The sequence below is a fragment of the Nitrosomonas sp. Nm132 genome (genome assembly GCF_900100485.1).
Lineage (GTDB): Bacteria > Pseudomonadota > Gammaproteobacteria > Burkholderiales > Nitrosomonadaceae > Nitrosomonas.
On record NZ_FNDH01000043.1, the window covers coordinates 1 to 19,825 of the forward strand.

The following is a 19,825-nucleotide window of genomic DNA, read 5'->3' on the forward strand; positions in this document are numbered from 1 at the left end:
GACAGCGCGTTCAAGCTCGCAGCAAGGCGGGTAGAGATGCTTCCGAGGCGGATATTTCTGTGCTGGAGCTGCAGTTGAAAACCCAGGAACCGCTGACGGCTGATGAAGCGCGCTGGGTGGTAGAGGCGACCACTGTTGCATCCGTGGCAGCACGACTAGAGGCCGCTGTCAATGATCCGGCTGGGTCAAATAGGTAACTTGCTGGCAGGGCAGCGCTCAGTTGAGTATCAGCTAGATTCGTTTATAGAACCCGGAACAGATCAATAACCAAGAGGCAAGCGACGGCTTAGGCACTACCTGTTTAGTGCCGCAGTGTGTTGCAATGGAAGAAGTGTCTCATGACATCTTGCTGTTGGGAAGGTGTTCAGGATCTTTTTGAAGCACTCTGAATACTCCTTCTCCCGCTTTGACATAAGACAGTTACCCACAGCCTTATCCACGAAAATTGTGGATAATAAGTTTTAGCTAATAAAAGCTAGGCCTGCACCATCTTCGTAGTTGTACTTCCAGTCTGTCATGATTTATGGAATTGCTTATCGTTCCATTTCGGATGGATGTACAGGTAGCAAAGCTGACTAACATCACGAATTAATTGTTTCTTATTCTTGAGTATGGTAGATAAGCGGAAATTTGATAATTACTTATTAGGTACCTGACTATATGCCAAAGCACCTCAACTCAGCTATGCGACTGCAAGACCTCCTCCGACAGGCGGAGCACTTCCAGAACAACATACAAGTTCTTGAAGCATGGGCCAAGATACTTGGCGTCAACGAGTCAAATCCGAACAAGCGGGCAACCCAAGTATCGGAGCGCCTTGGCTGGCTGCATTGCGAGTTGGGGGTGGTTAGTGTCTGGATGCAATCCACAAACTTCAGTGAGTCCCTGTATTCTGGGGCGCTAACAAACATTGAGTGCTCTCTTTCCCCTATGTTGCTAGGTGCACCCTGGAGTCAGGTCAAACAGCATCTCCGGCAGGAAACGTTACTTGCATTGGCTTTCTGCACCGAGATCCTTCCGGACGAAGAGACTGAAATCTCGTCTGAGGCGCTTTCCGAAATCAAGACACTACTTGATGACTTTCGTAAGTCTCTTACTGAAGCTTCGATTAGTACTCGTCTTTGTGAACTTATTGGACACCATATTGTGCTGATCGAACGAACCACTTCAAAGTGCCTAACCCCTTGGTGCTTCACCGCGAACTTTATTCCTGTATTAGAAAGCTATTAGAATGCTTATGAAATTTTTGGTTTTTCTTGGAACGGTGTGGGACAGCACTCCGATCAGCCTTCCCGGGTGGCCTAAGAGTAGAAAAGGCATGTGAAGGGTGAGCCACTTCTTCCAATTGATGTTTATATCGTCAGATAGAATAACTTCAGGAATGAATCTTCCGGCTTTATATGGATACAAAAACGATACACTGTCCGTGTGGCAGCAATAAGCAATACATTGAATGTTGTGGCCGTTATCTGGACAAAGGCGAGAGTGCGCCCACGGCAGAAATATTGATGCGTTCACGTTACACTGCCTATACACTTGGTCGCGAAGATTATCTTTTGGCTACTTGGTATCACAGTACACGTCCTATCTCACTTGAATTGGCAAGTGAACCACGCAGTAAATGGCTGGGTCTTGAAGTGAAACGCCATGAACAACAGGGATCAGGTCAGGCGGTAGTTGAGTTTATCGCACGCTGCAAAGTGGGTGGCCGTGCTCACCGGCTACATGAAATCAGCCGCTTTGTGTGCAAGGCAGAGCAGTGGTTCTATGTGGATGGCGATATCCTCTAAGATTGGAAACATATCACAACGACAAAACTGTCAATCGACAATTTCTGAAGAGAAGCATTCTTTTATGGCGCTTTACGAATTTTTCGAGCGGAAACTATCATAAATCAGTAATCCTGCTCCGATAGAAATCGCTGAATCTGCAATATTAAATGCAGGCCAGTGATAGTTGCTAAGGTAGAAATCGAGAAAATCGACTACATGCCCAAGGGTGATGCGATCCCATAAATTTCCCAACGCACCTCCTAGAATGAAGCTCAGGGCGATACAAAACAGTTTGTCATTTGCGTGTTTACGCAATAGAAAAATAATCACTATTGACGCAATCAATGCAATGCCGCTCAAGAACCAGCGTTGCCAGCCAGCTGCATCGTTCAGGAAGCTGAAGGCTGCTCCAGTATTGTAAGTAAGCACCAAATTAAAAAAGGGAATGACCGGAATCTGCTGACCATAGACCAAGTTGGACTCAATCCAGTACTTGGTGGCTAAATCCAGAGTTAAAACGATCAATGCAATTGTCAGGCTGTAATAGAGCTTCATTGGATAGGTGTTGTTATCAGCGAATAAGATTAAAAAATTAGGCGTGATGCCGTAACTCTCCCGCCCCATGAAAATTGGATATGCATCGATTACACAGGGTAGGATGATCCGCGTTGTGACCGACATCCTGGCGATAATGCCAGCAGCGCTCACATTTGGCATGTAAGCTGGCCGTTACCGTGATATTGTCTTCCTCGGCGGCGGGCGCCTGGTGCAGGCGTACTTCCGAGGTAATCATGACAAAGCGCAGATCATTCCCGAGTGAGTTGAGCAATGTGAAATCTTCTCCCGTGGCATGGATATCTACAATAGCGGCCAGGGATGAGCCGATAGCGCCTTGCGCACGCGCTTCCTCCAATTTTTTCTGCACGCGTGAGCGTAGTTGGCGCAGCCGGTTCCAGCGCTGGAGCAGTGTGTCGGTTTCCGCTGTCGATTGCGCGTGGGCGGGAAAACGGTGCCAGGCATGCAGCAGCACACTGTCGCCCGGTATGGTTGTTAACTGTTCCCAGACTTCTTCAGCGGTGAAACTTAGAATCGGGGCAAACAAGCGCACCAGGCTGTGGGTGATATGATATAGCGCACTCTGGGCGGAGCGGCGTGACCCACTCTTGGCTGCGGTGGTATACAGGCGGTCTTTCAGGATATCCAGATAGAATCCACCTAAATCTTCCGAGCAGAAATTATGTAATGTGTGCACGATCTGGTGAAACTCATAGCGCTGATAGAGTGCGGTTAAATCATTTTGCAGCGTTTCGGTATAAGCCAGCATATAACGATCGATTTCCAGCCAGTTATCGATTGGCAGGCCATCCGTAGCTGGGTCAAAATCGGCCAGATTGGCTAACAGAAAGCGCAGGGTGTTGCGGATACGCCGATAGGTTTCGACGGTGCGCTTAAGGATTTCATCAGATATGAATAGCTCGCCCGAGTAATCAGTCGAAGCGACCCACAGACGTAAGATATCCGCACCCAAAGTATCCACCACTTTTTGCGGTGCGATCACATTTCCCTTGGATTTGCTCATTTTGTGGCCCTGGCCATCCACGACGAAGCCGTGTGTCAGCAAAGCGCGATAAGGGGCGTGGCCATCCATGGCGCAGCCTGTCAGCAATGAGGACTGGAACCAGCCGCGATGCTGATCTGAGCCCTCCAGATAAAGATCAGCCGGATGATTGAGTTGCGAAGTGTGCTTGAGTACGGTGTCATGTGTAGTGCCGGAATCAAACCACACATCCAGCGTATCGCTCAACTTCTGATAGTCCTTGGCTTCATCACCCAGCAACGAGGCGGCATCGAGCTTGAACCACGCTTCGATGCCGTATTTTTCTACTTCATGAGCGACAGCTTCCAGTAATTCGGACGTACGGGGATGCAAAGCATGGGTTTCCTTGTGTACGAAGAATGTCATGGGAACACCCCAGTTCCGTTGACGCGAGATGCACCAATCCGGACGATTTCTGATCATCGCTTCCAGACGCGCCCGTCCCCACGCGGGGAAGAAAGTGGTCGCGTCGACGGCTTTCTTGGCGAGTGTACGCAGTGGTATTCCCTCTTGGGAGGTACTCGCGCTGTGTATTGCATTCATGCCGATAAACCACTGCGGTGTCGAGCGGAAAATGATCGGTGTTTTGTGCCGCCAGCAGTGCGGGTAACTGTGCTCGATTTTTTCCATATGCAACAAATGCTGGCTGGTTCTGAGGGCATCGATGAGGATATCATTGGCTTTCCAGACAAACAGGCCACCTACCAGTGGCGTGGTGCTGATGAATTTACCATCGCCCCCGACCGGACTATCGCTGGGTAACCCATATTGCTGACCAATGAAGTAGTCATCCAGACCATGGGCAGGCGCAGTGTGGACCAAGCCCGTGCCAGCTTCCAGCGTGACGTGCTTGCCACAGATGATGGTGACGTTGCGCGTATCAAATGGATGGCGGAGTGGCAGATGCTCCAGGTCGCGCCCTTTGCAGGTGGCCAGCGTTTCACCTTCGGATTGATAGCGCGTTAAACAAGCTTGCTTGAGCCCGGCGGCCAAGATCAATAATCCATGCGGGGTATTAATCAATTCATAATCGAAGTCTGGATGCACACAAACGGCCTGGTTGGCGGGCAAGGTCCATGGGGTAGTGGTCCAGATGACCGCGTAAGCTTTTTGGTCTGCCGGTATCGATAGCGCGAATGGTTTGGCAAGCGGGTGTTCGGCAGCGTGATCGCAAACGATTTCAAAGCCAACATCAATCGCAGGTGAGGTTTTATTTTCGTAATCAACTTCTGCTTCTGCCAGTGCTGAACCACAATCGATACACCAGTTAACCGGCTTTTGCCCTTGATAGAGATAACCATTTTCATAAATTTTACCAAGCGCCCGAATGATGCCGGCCTCGGTTTGGTAATTCATGGTGAGATAGGGATGCTCCCAATCGCCCAGTACGCCCAGGCGAATGAAATCAGCCTTTTGCCGCTCGACTTGCTCTTGGGCGAAAGCGCGACAGAGTTTACGTACTTGATCCGCCGGAAGATTCTTGCCATGTTTTTTTTCGATCTGATGCTCAATGGGCAACCCATGACAATCCCAACCCGGAACATAAGGTGCATCAAAGCCTTCCAGTGTTTTGCTTTTGATGATGATGTCCTTGAGGATCTTATTGACGGCGTGACCGATATGAATATCTCCATTGGCATAGGGTGGGCCGTCGTGCAGAATAAATTTGGGACGACCTTGGCAGGCGGCACGAATTTTCTGATAGAGCTGTTTCTCTTGCCAGGCTTTAAGCATGCCTGGCTCCCGCTTGGCAAGATCGCCGCGCATCGGAAAAGGGGTATCGGGTAAGTTGAGCGTTTTTTTGTAATCAGTCATGGAATGTTGATCCAGTTTTTTTACGATGAAGTAAGGTCTGCTTGGGCCATAAAATAGTCTTTTGCGTTTTCAACGTCTCGCTTTATTTGTCTGATCAATGTCTCTAAATCAGGGTATTTTTCTTCATCTCTGAGCTTATGCAGGAAATGCACGCGTAAATGATGGCCATAAATTTCCTGGCAGAAATCAAACAAATGAACTTCCAGAACAGGTTTACTCATCGCATGAGTAGTCGGTCGTATACCTAGACTTGCCACACCGCGCATCGTTGCAGGCAGAGCGGAGCCGGATTGGCTACTGACTTCTACCACGAAAATTCCCATCAGCGGCGGACGATTATGTTTCAATTGGATGTTGGCTGTGGGAAATCCAATTTGCTTCCCTAGTTTATCACCATCCACGACGCGTCCACTGATACTATAGGGTCGTCCTAGTAGCTGTTTAGCGAGATTCAGATTGCCATAAGCTAATGCTTCCCGTACAGCAGTACTCGATACGCGTAAGCCATTCACACTAAAATCAGGCATGATTTCTACTTCAAAACTGCCCTTTCTTTGAGAGAATGTTCTTAGCATGTCTACATTACCCGCGCGCTGTGCGCCAAAACGAAAATCATCTCCTACCAGTAGCCAGCGAACAGCAAGCTCTTGTTGAAGGGTGCGTGCCATGAATGATTCTGTACCGATTTTTGCGAAATCATGGTTGAAGCGGTAAATCTGCACGCGATCGATGCCAGATTCTGCCAGTAACTCCAATTTCTCGCGTAAACTCGTAAGGCGTGTGGGTGCCTGACCCGGAGCGAGAAATTCACGCGGATGCGGCTCAAATGTCATGACACAGGAAGCTATATTCAGTTGATCGGCTGCCTGCTTCAGACGTGCAAGCATGGCCTGGTGGCCTAAATGCACGCCATCAAAATTGCCTATAGTCAATGCCATAGGTACTTCTGGTCTAGCAGAAGCCTTTCTGCAAACTTGCATGATACCGAGTGGATTAATGGGTTGGATGTCGAAGCTACGACTTGAAATGATCGGGCACGGCGTATTTGACTAAATCAATGCGCTTCAGCAAAAAGTTCCATAGGTTGTCGATCTGGAAAGTTGCTCATTTGATAGCCAAGCCATAATCTGCCTGCAATAAAAGTGGCAACGGTATCTGCGTGATGCTTCAATACGGAGTTGCCCAATTCATGCGTGGTTTCCCTAAATAGTTGCAACCATCGTTTAAATAGATCCGCATTCAGTTCCGGAAGAGCAATATGTTTAGGCATGGGAGCGCCCCGGAAGCGGCTGGTGCCTCGCAATTGAGCCGACCAGAAGTTAGTCATTTGAACAAAATGAGCATCCCAGTCAATAACGTGCTCTTCAAAAATCGGCCCAAGATCAGGGTCTTTTCTCGCTTTCGCATAAAAATCGTGGACTAATCGTGAGATTTCTTCTTCAGTGTATAGATCTGGATTAGGTGTAGGTACGGAAAATGATGTCATAACTCTATTTATAGATTAAAAATTACCATGCAACGGCGTAAGATCAGTCTTTTTGGTCTCGACGTATGCTGCAATACGTGTGATGATAAATATATACCTTTGTTTTTGAATTTTACCTTTAGTTTATCGGTTACTGTATAGATTGTCTAACCACGGATTTGATGTTAGAAAACTGGTTGGATAGTCATTCAAGAGTAGGGATCGCAAGTTTCTCGTCAAAAATACTATGATGGGTAGAAAATGGCGAAAATCAATACAAGTATAACAAAGCAATTCAAAGCAGTTTTACAGACGCTGAAAAGGCTATCGAGATGAAGCTATTGCGAGGTAAATCCCTGCTGGATGATCCAGCTCAAAATAAATCAACTGCTTTTTCGCGCGAAGAACGAAATCAGTTTGGTCTGCGTGGCTTGCTGCCTTATCAGGTGGCGGATATCAAAACGCAGCAGGAACGCGTGTTAGGTAATCTGCGCCTGAAGAACAGCGATATCGAAAAATACATCTTTCTAAATAGCTTGCGGGAACGGAATCAGCGATTATTTTACCGGACGATGATCGACCATGTCGATGAGATCATGCCCTTGGTTTATACCCCCACCGTAGGAGAGGCCTGTAAGGAATTTGCTCATATATTCAGAAATCCGCAGGGTTTTTACATTACCCCAGATGATCGGGGCGAGATTGCCTCGATACTTGGTAACTGGCATGAGACGGATGTGCGTATCATTGTGGTTACCGATGGCGGGAGGATATTGGGACTTGGTGATTTGGGCGCTAACGGCATGGGAATCTCGATAGGCAAGACCGCTTTGTATGTGGCCTGTGCAGGTATCCATCCGGCGCATTGCTTGCCTATGATGCTTGATGTCGGGACGAATAATCAACCTTTGCGCGAAGATTTGCTTTATTTGGGTTACCCTTATCCCCGGCTAACTGGAGATGCTTATTTGTCATTGGTTGATGAATTTATCCAGGCTGTTCGGGTAAAATTTCCCAACGCATTGATTCAATTCGAAGATTTTCAGAGTCGGCATGCTTTTGAGCTTCTCGATCATTATCGAAGACGGGTGCGCTGTTTTAATGACGATATTCAAGGTACGGCGGCGGTTACACTGGCGGGTGTTTATACCTCTTGCCGCATCACGCACAAGCGATTTACCGATCTAAATATTATGCTACTCGGGACGGGTTCTGCAGCAAGCGGGATCGCTAAATTGATGGTCCCGGCATTTTGCGCAGCCGGTCTTAGTGAGGAGCTTGCAAGGTCAAGACTTTGGTTTGTGGATAGGCAAGGATTGGTGGTATCAAGTCGAGAGCAGTTTAAATCCCCTATTCAGCCTTTTGCCCACGAACATGCGCCAGTAAATTTTCTTGAGGCGGTCGAAAGTATTCGCCCAGACGTACTGATCGGCGCGACGGGTGTGGCAGGGACATTTCATGAAGCGATTATTAGGAAAATGGCGGAATTCAATGAACGCCCGGTTATTATCGCGCTGTCCAATCCGACTTCTCACACGGAATGTACCGCTGAAGAAGCCTATCGATGGACTGACGGGCGGGCTATCTTTGCCAGTGGCAGCCCTTTTCCAGTCTTCAGGCTGGGTGAAAAGCTGTTCAAGCCGGCTCAGGGGAATAATGCCTATATCTTTCCAGGCATTGGTCTCGGTGTCATGGCCAGTCGAGCGCGGCTCGTGACAGACAGCATGTTTCTGGCTGCTGCCAAGGTACTCGCAGACATGGTTTTGCCGGAGGAGATCGAGGCAGGCGCAATTTATCCAACACTTAACCGCGTTCGCAGCGTTTCTCATGCCATCGCAGTTGCTGTTTGCCAGATTGCCCAACAAGAAGAGCTAACGGAGAACACGCTTCCCGAGGATCTTGCAACATACGTCCGATCACTGATGTATGAACCCGATTATTGAATTTCAACGGTGTGCTGGGGCCAGAATAAAAAACCCCCATCTCTGGGGGTTCTGCTAACAGCCTTGAGTACAACTAATGCATCATTTCAGATCGTCAATACTGGCGCCAAAGTTGATATGAAATGCTGCGCCATCCATCACAAGTGCCGGAACCGATTTGACTCCAGCTGCTTCTGCTTCGCCAATCCGGGATTTGTCAGTGCCCAGATGCACAATTTCAACATCATATTTTGAACGATCAATTGCGTTGGCTACAGTATCCTCTGCTGCAACACATACCGGGCAACCGGCATGATAAAAAATAGCTTTTGCTGCCATTATAAGACTCCTTTTAACATTGTTTACACAAATCGCCCGCGCATTCTATCACACAAGAGAATCGTTTCTGGATTAATCAGCTGAGGGAGGGGGAGGGGGATTGCCAGGTGGTGGTGGCGGTATGCTTCTTGCTGAGGGTTGAGTAGCAGGGCCAGTAGTCTGACTCACGTAAGGATCATTCAAAAACTGCCCTGCTACCGGGACACGATGGCCACTTGCATACATACACTGAATATAAGACATGTCATAACGCTGTTGACTAATATATCCAGAGGTTCGAGCTGTCTCGCTGCCACTTAAACTGCCTGCCAGCAAGCCACTGCCCGCGCCAATTGCCGCTCCACGCCCACCTCCGAACGCGGCACCTGCAGCTGCACCCAGCGCAGCGCCTACTGCCGCACTTTCCACTCCGCTGGATACGGAAGCTTGTCTAGGTGTCTGACCATCACTTTGTTGGCTGGCATATTGCTTGCACAGATAATCATCGCTACGAAACTGATCAAAGCTTTTACCAGCGCCTGGCAGCACCATAACGCTCGGACCACTGGGTATATGTACACATGCGACAAGCAAAAGCGGCGGTAAGAAATAAGTTAATCTGGAAATTTCTTCCATGAATGGCTCCTTAAATTATTCTGTCGGTTGGGGAGCAACTTTTAGCCACCCACCTGGACATTTTTTGACATAAGGATAATAGCCTGACGGGTTTTCACAATAATGCCAGTAATTGGTTTGCGGGGGTGGGGGGGATTGTATGGGGCTGGGTTGCTGGATATAAACCGGCGGGGTTGCAGGAACGACAACGACAGGTGGATAGTATGGAGGCGGCGCATATCCTCCATAATAGGGTCTATAATAATAAGGATAATAAGGATAGCCAAAAGAATAACTACCATAAAAACCACTGCCACGGCCTCCATAGTAGCCAAACGTCGATGTACCGTAACCCAATCCTAATCCTAAGTTAAAACTATATCTATTGGAGTGGTGACTATGCCCATGGGAATGATTGTGACTGCGATAATAATTATGACTGCGATCTGCCCATGCTGCCTCATTCAACACCATTGCGAGAAAAGCAATCGTTAAGTAAGGAAAGCTGATCTTTCTCATGAAAATCTCCATCGTATCCTACAGATAACTCGGGCTAGCTTCCGAGTAAGCTATTTTTATTTTAAATAACCAGAATTTGATGGGCTGGTTTCATTAAAGTTTCCCAACATTATAGAAAGCTAAGAAAAGAGACAAATATATTTGAAGTTTCAAAGCATGGGGTATTTTTGTGGCTTTAGGTGACTCGAGGGTAGGAATTAATTTGAGTAATCCGAAGGTCGGTTCTTTCTCAATTGCTCGCATGACTTTGAAATACCAATCCAGCATGCTCTCGCATTTTGTGAAAGCAGATAGCAGGCCAGTTCTCCTTCGCGACACTTAATTCCGCAGCGAAGGAAGCCAGAAATGTAGGTGCATCGACCGCGTCATAAGCAATACGGTGCGCATTTGAATCGATGAAGCGTTGTAGTTCCTTGGGATCATCAGCGGTAATCCAGCGGGCCAATTGATATTTGGCAGAGGCAATGCGTGCATCGACACCGTATTCGTGTTGCAGTCTATGCGTTACCACTTCAAACTGCAGATTTCCCACAGCTCCCAGTAACAAGGTACTGCCTATGTGGGGACGGAAGACTTGTATCGCGCCTTCCTCGCCTAATTGCGTCAGTCCTAATTTGAGTTGTTTGCTACGCATGGGATCAGCAATTTCAATCGTCTGGAATATTTCGGGCGCAAAGAAGGGTAAGCCGGTGAAATGGAGCGCTTCCCCTTCGGTAAGGGTGTCACCTAGCTGCAATGTCCCATGATTGGGAATACCGATAATATCTCCGGGATACGCGGTTTCAAGGAGCTCGCGTCGTTGTGAGAGGAATGAAACAACGGTGCTGGTGCGCACTTCTTTGCCGCTACGGACAACCTTGAGATTCATTCCACGTTTGAATTCTCCCGAGCAGATACGTACAAACGCAATACGATCACGGTGTGCTGGATTCATATTGGCCTGGATTTTGAAAACGACCCCGGAGAATTTAGGTTCAGCCGGCGGTACTTCACGCTGAATGGCTTTACGCGACCCTGGGGGAGGAGCCAGATCGATGAGCGCATCAAGAATTTCACGCACACCAAAATTATTGATGGCTGAACCAAAAAATACGGGTGTTTGCTCGCCAGCAAGAAAAGCAGCGCGATCGAATTCTGGAGATACGCCACGGATCAAATCAATTTCTTGCCGTGCCTCAATGAATCTCTCGCCAAAACGCTCAGTCATTGCTTCATCATCTAAATTCCTGATGATCATTTCATCTTCATTTTCCACGCGATCAGCACCCGGGCGGAATAGGCGCATGCAATGATGCTGCAGATCAAATACACCATGAAATTGCTTGCCCATTCCTATTGGCCAGGTAAAGGGTATGGTGGTCATATCGAGTGTGCGCTCAATTTCGTCGATAAGATCAAGCGGGTTACGTACTTCACGATCCATTTTGTTGATGAAGGTGAGGATAGGTGTGTTACGGGCCCGGCATACTTCCAGTAGGCGCAGGGTTTGAGCTTCCACGCCATTAGCGGCATCAATGACCATCAATGCGGCATCCACGGCAGTGAGAACGCGGTAAGTATCTTCAGAGAAATCCTGGTGGCCGGGTGTATCAAGTAAATTGATGACATGATCCCGATATTCCATTTGCATTACTGAGCTTGCAACCGAAATACCCCGTTGCTTTTCGATTTCCATCCAGTCAGAAGTGGCATGGCGGCTCGCCTTACGAGCCTTGACACTGCCTGCGATATGGATTGCTCCCGCAAACATAAGCAATTTTTCGGTTAATGTGGTTTTGCCTGCATCCGGGTGGGAAATAATGGCGAATGTGCGGCGTCGTTTTACTTCTTGGTCAATCATTATTGAAAATCCTTAACACTTATTATCTGGTTCTGCTGAATTCTGGTTCTGCGCATAAAGGTAGCAATGTGCGCTATGTGTTGCACTAAATGTACTCTTATCCGGATAGATTTCCCGGCAGATTGGCATTACATAGGGACAACGAGGATGAAAGTAGCAGCCTGATGGCGTGTTCGTAGGGGAAGGTAATTCGCCTTTCAGGTGAATACTTTCTCGCTTGGATGCTGCTTCAATCACCGGCACCGATGACAGAAGTGCCTGGGTATAAGGGTGTTTAGGTGCATTCAGCACCTCATCCACATGGCCTGTTTCGACAATTCTTCCCAGATACATGACTGCCACTTCATCGGCCAGGTATTCTACTACCGATATATTGTGCGTAATGAATAAATAAGCAAGACCTAGGTTTTGCTGTAAAGTTCTGAGCAGATTCAGGATTTGTGCTTGTACGGAAACATCGAGTGCACTTGTCGGTTCATCACAAATCAATAATTTGGGGTTAACTGCCAAGGCACGTGCAATTGCAATCCGCTGGCGCTGGCCCCCAGAGAACTCATGCGGGTAACGCCATTTTGCTTCTGCTGGCAAGCCCACACGCTGCAAGAGCTCATCGACTTTATTTGCTTTTTGATTTGATTTTATTTTGTCATGGCGATCACAATCCAGTGGATTCATGCCTTCTTCAAGGATTTCGATGATGCGCATTCTTGGGTTAAGGGATGAGTAGGGATCCTGAAAAATAATCTGAAATTCAGCGCGTTTCTTACGTAGCTGATTGCGTGCCAATCCTGTGAGTTCAGAGCCATTGAACTGTACGCTCCCTGCAGTGGTTGGGATGAGCTGGCAAATTCCTTTGCCTACCGTGGTTTTGCCACAGCCGGATTCACCCACTAACGCAAGCGTTTTTCCCGGTGCAATCGTGAGTGAAATGCCATCTACTGCTTTGACGTATCCGGCGATGTGTTTGAGTAAGCCTTTGTGGATAGGAAAATGAATCTTGAGATCGGTAACGTTTAGCAATTCAGCGTCTTGATGAGGTGCTGCGTAATCAGCATCGGCGGACGAGGCTGTTTCTGGTGGTATCTTGGCCTGATCTTTTGATTCTTTTTGTTCGCTGAAAAGGTGGCACTTTACCCGATGATCGGCTGCCATTTCAATCCACTCCGGTACTGTTTGACGGCATAATTCCCATGCATGATCACAGCGATCCGCGAAACGACAGCCTTGGAATACTTGTGACAGGGGAGGAACATTTCCGCTGATCACAGCCAAACCCCGATTGCGCTTGCTTCTCGTCGGTAAAGCCGCGAATAATTTCTGGGAGTAAGGGTGGGCAGGCCGCTGAAAGAAATCTTCACGTGTTGCGGTCTCGATAATTTCTCCAGCGTACATGACGGCAATGCGATGCGCCATTTCTGCGACGACTCCCAAATCATGCGTAATGAGCAGAATCGCCATGTCAGTGCGTTGCTGTAGTTCACGCATGAGATCAAGCACTTGCGCCTGGATAGTAACATCCAGTGCAGTAGTTGGCTCGTCGGCGATGAGGAGCTCTGGCTCTCCAGCGAGCGCCATGGCAATCATCACACGTTGTTTCATTCCACCGGAAAACTGGAAGGGATATTCAGCCATGCGGCGCGAGGCATCCGGGATGCCCACCTGCTGCAATATATCCAGTATGCGTTTTGGGATGTCGGTGCGATGCAAATCAAAATGTTGCTTCAGTACTTCTTCAATTTGTGATGCGATGGTCATCACTGGATTCAGGCTAAGCATCGGTTCCTGAAAAATCATGCTGATACGCTTGCCGCGCACTTTCCGCATATCCGTTTCCGGTAAAAGAAGTAAATCATTACCATCAATCTTGATATGGCCCTCAATGATCTCTGCTGTTTCCGGCAGCAGGCGCATGATAGAAAGGGCCGTCATGGACTTGCCACAACCTGATTCTCCGAGGAGGGCGAATGTTTCGCCTTTGAAAATTTTTAGTCCCAGCCCATCTACTGCACGAACAGGTTTCGGGCCGGTATTCAGAATCGTTTTGAGTCTCTCGATTTCCAGCAGTGGCATCATGGGTGTGCGGTATCCTTTGCTTCGGAAGAGATAGCGGAAGTAGCTGTGCGGGGTGAGCGAGTATTTGATTGCGGCATGTTACCTGCTTGGCAAGATGACTGACTGGCTTTTTCTGATAGTGTTCTGATGCGTGGATTAAAGGCGTTCTGAACCGCATCGGCAAAAAGGTTTGCGCTTAACACCAGTATAAACATGAACCCAAATGCTGCGAGCAGCGTCCACCATACCATGGGTTCCCGCGCCATTTCCAGCCTTGCTGCATTGATCATGGTCCCAAAGCTAATCATGGAAGGATCAACGCCGACGCCTACATAAGAAAGCACAGCTTCCGCCAGCACCAGACCACTGAAATCCATGACAATAGTGATCAGAACGATATGCATAACGTTGGGAAGAATATGGCGACTGATAATCCGCCAATGTGAAACAGCAAATGCGTGCGCAGCCTGGATATACTCCATTTCACGCAATTTGAGGGTTTCTCCGCGCAATAACCGGCACAGTCCTGTCCAACTGGTGATGCCGAGTATGATACAAAGAAACAGTAAGCGTAAATCAGCGCGCGCTGAAGCAGTATCAAATATTTCGGGGTGGATTTCGATGTATACCTGCATCATCAGCACTGCGGCAGCAATGAGCAAAACGCTGGGGATCGAGCTTAATGTCGTGTAGGTATATTGAATAACATCATCGACCCAACCGCGGAAATAACCAGCCGCGATCCCTAATAAAAGAGCGAAAGGTAGCATGATCAGGGTGGTCAGCGTACCAATCAAGAGTCCGGTGCGAATACTTTTGAGTGATTGATACAGCACATCTTGTCCGACCTTGTCGGTTCCCAGCACATGGTAATGGGTGGATAGTGTAACGATCATGCCTAGCAGGACAGCTATCAGCCCTAGCGTAATCATGATGGCATACCAGGGTGTTTCGGTAACGCCACGCCAGATTGCGGACTGCATTTGCAAAAAACTTATATTATTCTGCCTGGCTAAGAGCATACCCAAACTAACCACAATCGTACTCCAAGCCAGTAATCCCCATCCCGCGCCTGTTATGGCTCGCTTGGTGATATCATTTATTCGTTGCGTTTCGGGTGCCTCTAAGTGAGCGCCACCATATATCAGTCTGGTAAATTCCCGTGCTTGACTGCCATCAGCTAATTCCACGGTTTCTTTTGCGTAGAGGTGAGCTGAAAGGGGGGCCGAGTATGTTTTTTCCACACGGGTGCGTAACGGCGTCACAATGATATCAAAAAGACTCAACACTTCCACGCTGTAAATTTTTTCACCAGCCTTATCGGAAGTATTGTCTAGTGCGGGACGGAAATGGATAGTATCGAGCAGTCCGATTAAGATAAAAATAACCAGAACGGTAAGGGCAGCCATGCCGCTTGCGCTATGTGTTGCCCGCCGCCAGGGCGTGAGCAGATGCGAGTGATGTTGTATATACCAGCCAATGGTGATCACAACAGCCACAAGTAAGTAGACTAATGCATCAGTCCAAAGAATAACCGGATCGAAAGGCATGATAATTTGAGATGTTGATGATGACTGAAAGTAATCGATTGAGTATTGTAGTGTAATTTACTTGCAGGTTTTACAGTGTGGGCACAACTATTTCTGTTGTAGCCAAGTCAGGCAAGTAGGCAAGGAATATTTCAGCTGATAAGATTCAGTTGTCGATAGACTCACAAGTTATTCGTTGAAGATAAATCTGATTCTTTTAATCCATACTTAATCAAATCATGAGTGATAGGTTAATCATAGCGCAGTCTAAAGGATCGACACTTGATCTCTTGCTTCCTATGGCCAATCGGCATGGCCTCATTGCCGGGGCGACGGGCACAGGTAAGACCGTGACTTTACAGGTTCTGGCAGAACAATTCTCCGAGGCTGGTATCCCCGTGTTCATGGCAGATATCAAAGGAGATCTGTCAGGACTTGGCCAGATCGGTGGCGGCAATATAAAAGTAGCGGCACGAGCGAAGGAACTCGGCTTAACAACTATTGAATATGCTGATAACCCGGTTGTTTATTGGGATGTTTTCGGTCAGAAAGGGCATCCCATGCGCGCAACGGTTTCAGATATGGGGCCCTTGTTGCTCTCCCGTATACTCAATCTCAATGATACCCAAACGGGTGTATTGACAGCAGTATTCAAGGCTGCGGATGATCAGGGCTGGCTATTGCTGGATCTGAAAGATCTGCGTGCCATGCTACAGTATGCTTCGCAGAATGCTCAAAAGCTAACAGTAGAATATGGCAATATCTCAGCCGCAAGCGTAGGTGCTATCCAGCGGGGGTTGTTGCAATTGGAGCATGAAGGAGGTGAGCATCTGTTTGGTGAGCCAATGTTCAATTTTGCAGACCTCATGCAAACTAATGAGAATGGACGGGGTGTGATCAATATTTTATCGGCTGAGACGCTACATAACACGCCACGTCTTTATGCTACCTTATTGCTCTGGCTGCTTTCGGAGTTATACGAGAATCTTACTGAGGTAGGAGATCTCGACAAACCTAAGCTGGTGTTTTTCTTCGATGAAGCCCATTTATTGTTCAACGATGCGCCTAAAGTTCTGCTGGATAAAATCGAGCAGGTGGTACGATTGATCCGTTCGAAGGCAGTGGGTATCTATTTTGTCAGTCAGAATCCACTGGATATTCCTGACAAAATACTTGGGCAGCTTGGCAATCGTGTTCAGCATGCATTACGTGCATTTACACCCCGAGATCAGAAAGCGGTTAAAGCTGCTGCACAAACATTCCGCTCGAACTCTAACATCAATGTTGAAACGGCGATTACTGAGTTGGGGGTGGGCGAGGCATTGGTTTCTTTTCTGGATGAGAAGGGGCGCCCTCATCCAGTTGAGATTGGCAAAATCTTTCCGCCCATGAGTCGTCTTGGTCCGGTAACCGATCAGGAGCGGCAGAAAATCATTCGTAACTCTGGTTTCTATGGATACTATGAGGAAACTATTGATCGCGAATCGGCCTATGAAATTCTGAAAGAGCAGGTTGAAAGGAAGGCTGGTAAAGAAATACAGTCAGAGGGCGATCATGGGTTTGACTGGCGTGACCTGCTAGGTGGAGAGGGGAATAGTAAACGATCAGGACGCCAACCTCAAGGAATTATAGAGACAGTGGCTAAAAGTGCTGCCCGGACTGTGGGTAGTGAAATTGGACGGCAGATTTTGCGGGGGATACTCGGTTCCATTCTGGGCAAGAATCGTCGCTGATTGCAAAATGCTGTGACGGATTACCCAGCGCGTTACTTAGTAGGTATATTTCTCTGTTGTAAGCGTTGCTTGCAATAAAAAAGGGTACCAGAGGGTACCCTTTTTTGCCTGATCCGGACTGGATTAGAAGTCGTGACGCATCCCTACTGAATAAACATTGCGGTCTGCATCTGCCACAAGATTTTTGTCATCTACCCAGACACGCTGATATCCACCAAACAGACTGGAACGTTTGCTCAGGCTATGAATGACGCCGGCAGTAATGTTTTGGACATCTTTTGAGCCAGCTACACCAGCTAGTTTGTAGGCATGGGTCATACCGCCCTGTGCTACTAGCATGGTGTTGCCGATCGTATAATCGACGCCTGCCATCCAGAGATAGCCATCGCCATTGGCGTTCATAGCCGAATTACATTGACCGCGTCCATCAAGAGTAATTGAACCAATAGCTGATCCGAAAGCAGCAGCCTGAGTACAGGAGGCTGCACCGCCTAAAGGATTGGCATTGTTGACATATTCATACTGGCCACGAACACGCAGATCCGCAAAAGAGATCAAGGCACCACCACGCCAGATTTCCTCGTCATCGATTACATTACCTAATGATTTCATACGATTGCTGACGTTATCACGTGAATAACCACCAAAAATGTCGAAACCGAGTGCATCGATCTGGGCGCTGTATTTACCTGCAACCTGGAAGTCCCACTCGCCATCCTCACCACCGGAGTTGCGTCCATCGGCACCTAATACCGGATCCAGTTTTCTAGCATCGCCCGGCATCAACAGAGCTGACATTGAGAACCCTTCAACCAGAGGTGAATCATAGCGGACTGCGCTGTTGACGAAGCTATTGTCACCCGCTCCAAAACCGTTTAGGTTTGCGGTCATCAGACCACCACTGCCGTTAGCATGCAGACTGGTATAGGCAAAAGGATCAATCGTGTGACCACCTGCGAAATCCTTAAAGGGTGATTGGACCCGGCCAAATTTCACTTCACCCCATTCATTGCCGCCAAGACCAACCCATTGCTCCCGTGCTGTTTGATCAGTGCCGGCACCTGGATTGAACCCGAATTCAACACGTCCCATTGCTCTGAGACCCATTCCAAGGTCTTCGGCAACCTGCAGACCCCAGCGTGACTGTGCTGCATCGTCAAGAACGCCTGTCTGAGCGCCATTGCCATCAGTGTCGACCGTGGCGTATTCAGCTTGAATTCGCCCAAAAATAGTTACATGTGTTCCTTGTGCTGCGGCAACTACCGGAGCTGCAAGTGCACCTGCTACCACTAACGCGATTAGTTTCTTTTTCATGTGAAACTCTCCTTTAAAATTAAAACGACGGGGGTCGTCATGCTTAAAATCTATCAATCTCATTCTTATTGAGTGCTTCTTATTATCCAGGCCTTCCGAGCTGGAAAGGTTAGGCAGATTGTGCCCAACACAAATCAGTGACGCAACAAAAAACAATCAAATTTTCGATTTTAAGCAACATTGTGTTGCTTTTGTGCAACATGAGAATATTCTGTAAGATCGTTTTTTAGAAAAAAGTATCTAAAAACAAGTTTGTTCTTTCATTTGTTATATCAAGTATTCTCACATCCGAATGTGAAGATTGATACGCTAATCTGGAGCAACAAGCATAGTTGGTCCCTGGATAATTTGTTTTCTCATTAATGTGTGTTCCGTTCATCTTGCTTTCAGGCCGTTCGTTACGATGCTTTTATAAGCTATGGGAGTTTGACAAAATAGAGTCATGCATGGGTCGTGCCGAAGTATTCGATTTACGTTTGGAAGAAAGTCACGGCTGAATAATTTGTTCTCTTTCAATGCAGCACGACAAGCAGGAGTAAGGTGAAGCAAGCGATGGTTTTGGCTGTCCCAAGCAAGATATCCAAGAGCTGTTAGCTGTTAATTGCTGGAAAACTGCATGCCATTCTCTTTCGTTAACCCGAATATTTCATAAATTCGCGTGATGATCACGCAGAATTTTGATTAATAGGGAAGTTTTGAGAAGGAGTGGTGTCGTAATTCATACACCCGACTGAGCAAAATCTTTCTTATTAATCAAAAGACAAGTGAGGGCACGTGCCAATTTATGAAATATTCGGGTTAAGCTCTTTGCCGATACCGAAAGTGCTGATTTTGTCATATTTTTGCTGTCTTACACTCTCGATATATGATTCCCTTGTAACACATCGATCAAATGTTCTGCGTTGAAGTGCTGGCCGCTCCGATTAGCGCAGGGTCAGACCACCTGATCCCGACGATTTTAAGATGACCCCAATTTAAAGATCAGACGAAGTCCAGATCGAGGAAAGAAGGTTTCAGTAGCATTGAGCTCCTCGCAAAGCTTAGCGATGACCTCATCAGTATGTGCGCGTGCGCTGTGGTGCAAACGGATGGTTAAGGTTTTGTTTGAGTAGTCGGGCAAGAGATCGGCTTCTGTAGCGTATAAGGCGCGCAAAAACGCTCGAGCCTGATCGGGTTTGGGCAGGAATTCACGGACGATGTTAATCATTGCCGATTCAGCGCGGTAAGCAATGATTTTAAGTGAGTACCGCGGGTCCTCGCCACTTTCTCTCGATGTAGAATCCTCGCGGCCCGTGTTCACGATATCGTTTGATGGCGCGCTTGACTGTCACCAG

General features: G+C 47.8%; 17 protein-coding genes. 5 read left to right on the forward strand and 12 right to left on the reverse strand.

Going from position 1 to position 19,825, the window contains the following annotated elements:
• From BLP80_RS15735 to BLP80_RS12180, 3 genes are all read left to right on the forward strand, one after another.
• Positions 1-197: P-loop nucleotide/nucleoside kinase family protein (locus tag BLP80_RS15735; protein WP_218120451.1), on the forward strand; the 197-nt coding region annotated here is incomplete at its 5' end.
• 487 nt (positions 198-684) lie between these two features.
• Positions 685-1,230, forward strand: a complete 546-nt coding sequence (locus BLP80_RS12175) for a hypothetical protein (RefSeq protein WP_143002291.1) — start codon at positions 685-687, stop codon at positions 1,228-1,230.
• Between the two features lie 170 nt (positions 1,231-1,400).
• Positions 1,401-1,790, forward strand: coding sequence for a YchJ family protein (locus BLP80_RS12180; RefSeq protein ID WP_090543616.1), 390 nt, complete (start codon positions 1,401-1,403; stop codon positions 1,788-1,790).
• Between the two features lie 72 nt (positions 1,791-1,862).
• On the opposite strand, the gene lspA is transcribed toward BLP80_RS12180, so the two are convergent.
• The 4 genes from lspA to BLP80_RS12200 all read right to left on the reverse strand — a co-directional run bounded on the left by lspA (position 1,863) and on the right by BLP80_RS12200 (position 6,670).
• Positions 1,863-2,327 (reverse strand): signal peptidase II, encoded by a 465-nt coding sequence (lspA, locus tag BLP80_RS12185; RefSeq protein ID WP_090543646.1) that lies wholly within the window; start codon positions 2,325-2,327, stop codon positions 1,863-1,865.
• Positions 2,328-2,364: 37 nt separating this feature from the next.
• Positions 2,365-5,184 (reverse strand): isoleucine--tRNA ligase, encoded by a 2,820-nt coding sequence (gene ileS, locus BLP80_RS12190; protein WP_090543618.1) that lies wholly within the window; start codon positions 5,182-5,184, stop codon positions 2,365-2,367.
• A gap of 20 nt (positions 5,185-5,204) precedes the next feature.
• Positions 5,205-6,164, reverse strand: coding sequence for a bifunctional riboflavin kinase/FAD synthetase (locus BLP80_RS12195; RefSeq protein WP_090543620.1), 960 nt, complete (start codon positions 6,162-6,164; stop codon positions 5,205-5,207).
• A 74-nt stretch (positions 6,165-6,238) separates the two neighbouring features.
• Positions 6,239-6,670, reverse strand: coding sequence for a group III truncated hemoglobin (locus BLP80_RS12200; protein WP_090543622.1), 432 nt, complete (start codon positions 6,668-6,670; stop codon positions 6,239-6,241).
• Positions 6,671-6,981: 311 nt separating this feature from the next.
• Between BLP80_RS12200 and BLP80_RS12205 the strand changes: the two genes are divergently transcribed.
• Positions 6,982-8,592: an NAD-dependent malic enzyme gene (locus BLP80_RS12205; protein WP_090543624.1), complete on the forward strand. Its 1,611-nt coding sequence runs from the start codon at positions 6,982-6,984 to the stop codon at positions 8,590-8,592.
• A gap of 81 nt (positions 8,593-8,673) precedes the next feature.
• Here BLP80_RS12205 and BLP80_RS12210 read toward each other — a convergent pair whose 3' ends face one another.
• From BLP80_RS12210 to BLP80_RS12235, 6 genes are all read right to left on the reverse strand, one after another.
• Positions 8,674-8,910 (reverse strand): thioredoxin family protein, encoded by a 237-nt coding sequence (locus BLP80_RS12210; RefSeq protein ID WP_090543626.1) that lies wholly within the window; start codon positions 8,908-8,910, stop codon positions 8,674-8,676.
• 72 nt (positions 8,911-8,982) lie between these two features.
• Entirely contained in the window at positions 8,983-9,525 is a 543-nt protein-coding gene (locus BLP80_RS12215) for a YMGG-like glycine zipper-containing protein (RefSeq protein WP_090543628.1), read from the reverse strand.
• A 15-nt stretch (positions 9,526-9,540) separates the two neighbouring features.
• Positions 9,541-10,023: a hypothetical protein gene (locus BLP80_RS12220; protein WP_090543630.1), complete on the reverse strand. Its 483-nt coding sequence runs from the start codon at positions 10,021-10,023 to the stop codon at positions 9,541-9,543.
• Positions 10,024-10,252: 229 nt separating this feature from the next.
• Positions 10,253-11,866, reverse strand: a complete 1,614-nt coding sequence (locus tag BLP80_RS12225) for a peptide chain release factor 3 (protein WP_176754364.1) — start codon at positions 11,864-11,866, stop codon at positions 10,253-10,255.
• A 9-nt stretch (positions 11,867-11,875) separates the two neighbouring features.
• Positions 11,876-13,936, reverse strand: coding sequence for an ABC transporter ATP-binding protein (locus BLP80_RS12230; protein WP_090543635.1), 2,061 nt, complete (start codon positions 13,934-13,936; stop codon positions 11,876-11,878).
• A complete protein-coding gene (locus BLP80_RS12235; protein ID WP_090543637.1) occupies positions 13,933-15,465 on the reverse strand; it encodes an ABC transporter permease in 1,533 nt (510 codons plus the stop codon). Before BLP80_RS12235 ends, BLP80_RS12230 begins: the two co-directional genes overlap by 4 nt.
• Positions 15,466-15,683: 218 nt before the next feature.
• Here BLP80_RS12235 and BLP80_RS12240 point away from each other — a divergent pair, with 218 nt between their 5' ends.
• Positions 15,684-17,177 carry a helicase HerA-like domain-containing protein gene (locus BLP80_RS12240; protein ID WP_090543639.1) on the forward strand — a complete coding sequence of 498 codons (1,494 nt, stop codon included), beginning with the start codon at positions 15,684-15,686 and terminating at the stop codon, positions 17,175-17,177.
• Positions 17,178-17,300: 123 nt separating this feature from the next.
• Here BLP80_RS12240 and BLP80_RS12245 read toward each other — a convergent pair whose 3' ends face one another.
• Both BLP80_RS12245 and BLP80_RS12250 read right to left on the reverse strand, forming a co-directional pair.
• Positions 17,301-18,491 (reverse strand): porin, encoded by a 1,191-nt coding sequence (locus tag BLP80_RS12245; protein WP_090543641.1) that lies wholly within the window; start codon positions 18,489-18,491, stop codon positions 17,301-17,303.
• A 958-nt stretch (positions 18,492-19,449) separates the two neighbouring features.
• A complete protein-coding gene (locus BLP80_RS12250) occupies positions 19,450-19,791 on the reverse strand; it encodes a putative transposase (protein WP_090543643.1) in 342 nt (113 codons plus the stop codon).
• Positions 19,792-19,825 lie beyond the last annotated feature (34 nt).

Coding starts and splice junctions, on each gene's coding strand:
- BLP80_RS12175 (WP_143002291.1), top strand. CDS start 685: ATGCGACTGCAAGACCTCCTCCGACAGGCGGAGCACTTCCAGAACAAC.
- BLP80_RS12180 (WP_090543616.1), top strand. CDS start 1,401: ATGGATACAAAAACGATACACTGTCCGTGTGGCAGCAATAAGCAATAC.
- lspA (WP_090543646.1), bottom strand. CDS start 2,327: ATGAAGCTCTATTACAGCCTGACAATTGCATTGATCGTTTTAACTCTG.
- ileS (WP_090543618.1), bottom strand. CDS start 5,184: ATGACTGATTACAAAAAAACGCTCAACTTACCCGATACCCCTTTTCCG.
- BLP80_RS12195 (WP_090543620.1), bottom strand. CDS start 6,164: ATGCAAGTTTGCAGAAAGGCTTCTGCTAGACCAGAAGTACCTATGGCA.
- BLP80_RS12200 (WP_090543622.1), bottom strand. CDS start 6,670: ATGACATCATTTTCCGTACCTACACCTAATCCAGATCTATACACTGAA.
- BLP80_RS12205 (WP_090543624.1), top strand. CDS start 6,982: ATGAAGCTATTGCGAGGTAAATCCCTGCTGGATGATCCAGCTCAAAAT.
- BLP80_RS12210 (WP_090543626.1), bottom strand. CDS start 8,910: ATGGCAGCAAAAGCTATTTTTTATCATGCCGGTTGCCCGGTATGTGTT.
- BLP80_RS12215 (WP_090543628.1), bottom strand. CDS start 9,525: ATGGAAGAAATTTCCAGATTAACTTATTTCTTACCGCCGCTTTTGCTT.
- BLP80_RS12220 (WP_090543630.1), bottom strand. CDS start 10,023: ATGAGAAAGATCAGCTTTCCTTACTTAACGATTGCTTTTCTCGCAATG.
- BLP80_RS12230 (WP_090543635.1), bottom strand. CDS start 13,936: ATGATGCCACTGCTGGAAATCGAGAGACTCAAAACGATTCTGAATACC.
- BLP80_RS12235 (WP_090543637.1), bottom strand. CDS start 15,465: ATGCCTTTCGATCCGGTTATTCTTTGGACTGATGCATTAGTCTACTTA.
- BLP80_RS12240 (WP_090543639.1), top strand. CDS start 15,684: ATGAGTGATAGGTTAATCATAGCGCAGTCTAAAGGATCGACACTTGAT.
- BLP80_RS12245 (WP_090543641.1), bottom strand. CDS start 18,491: ATGAAAAAGAAACTAATCGCGTTAGTGGTAGCAGGTGCACTTGCAGCT.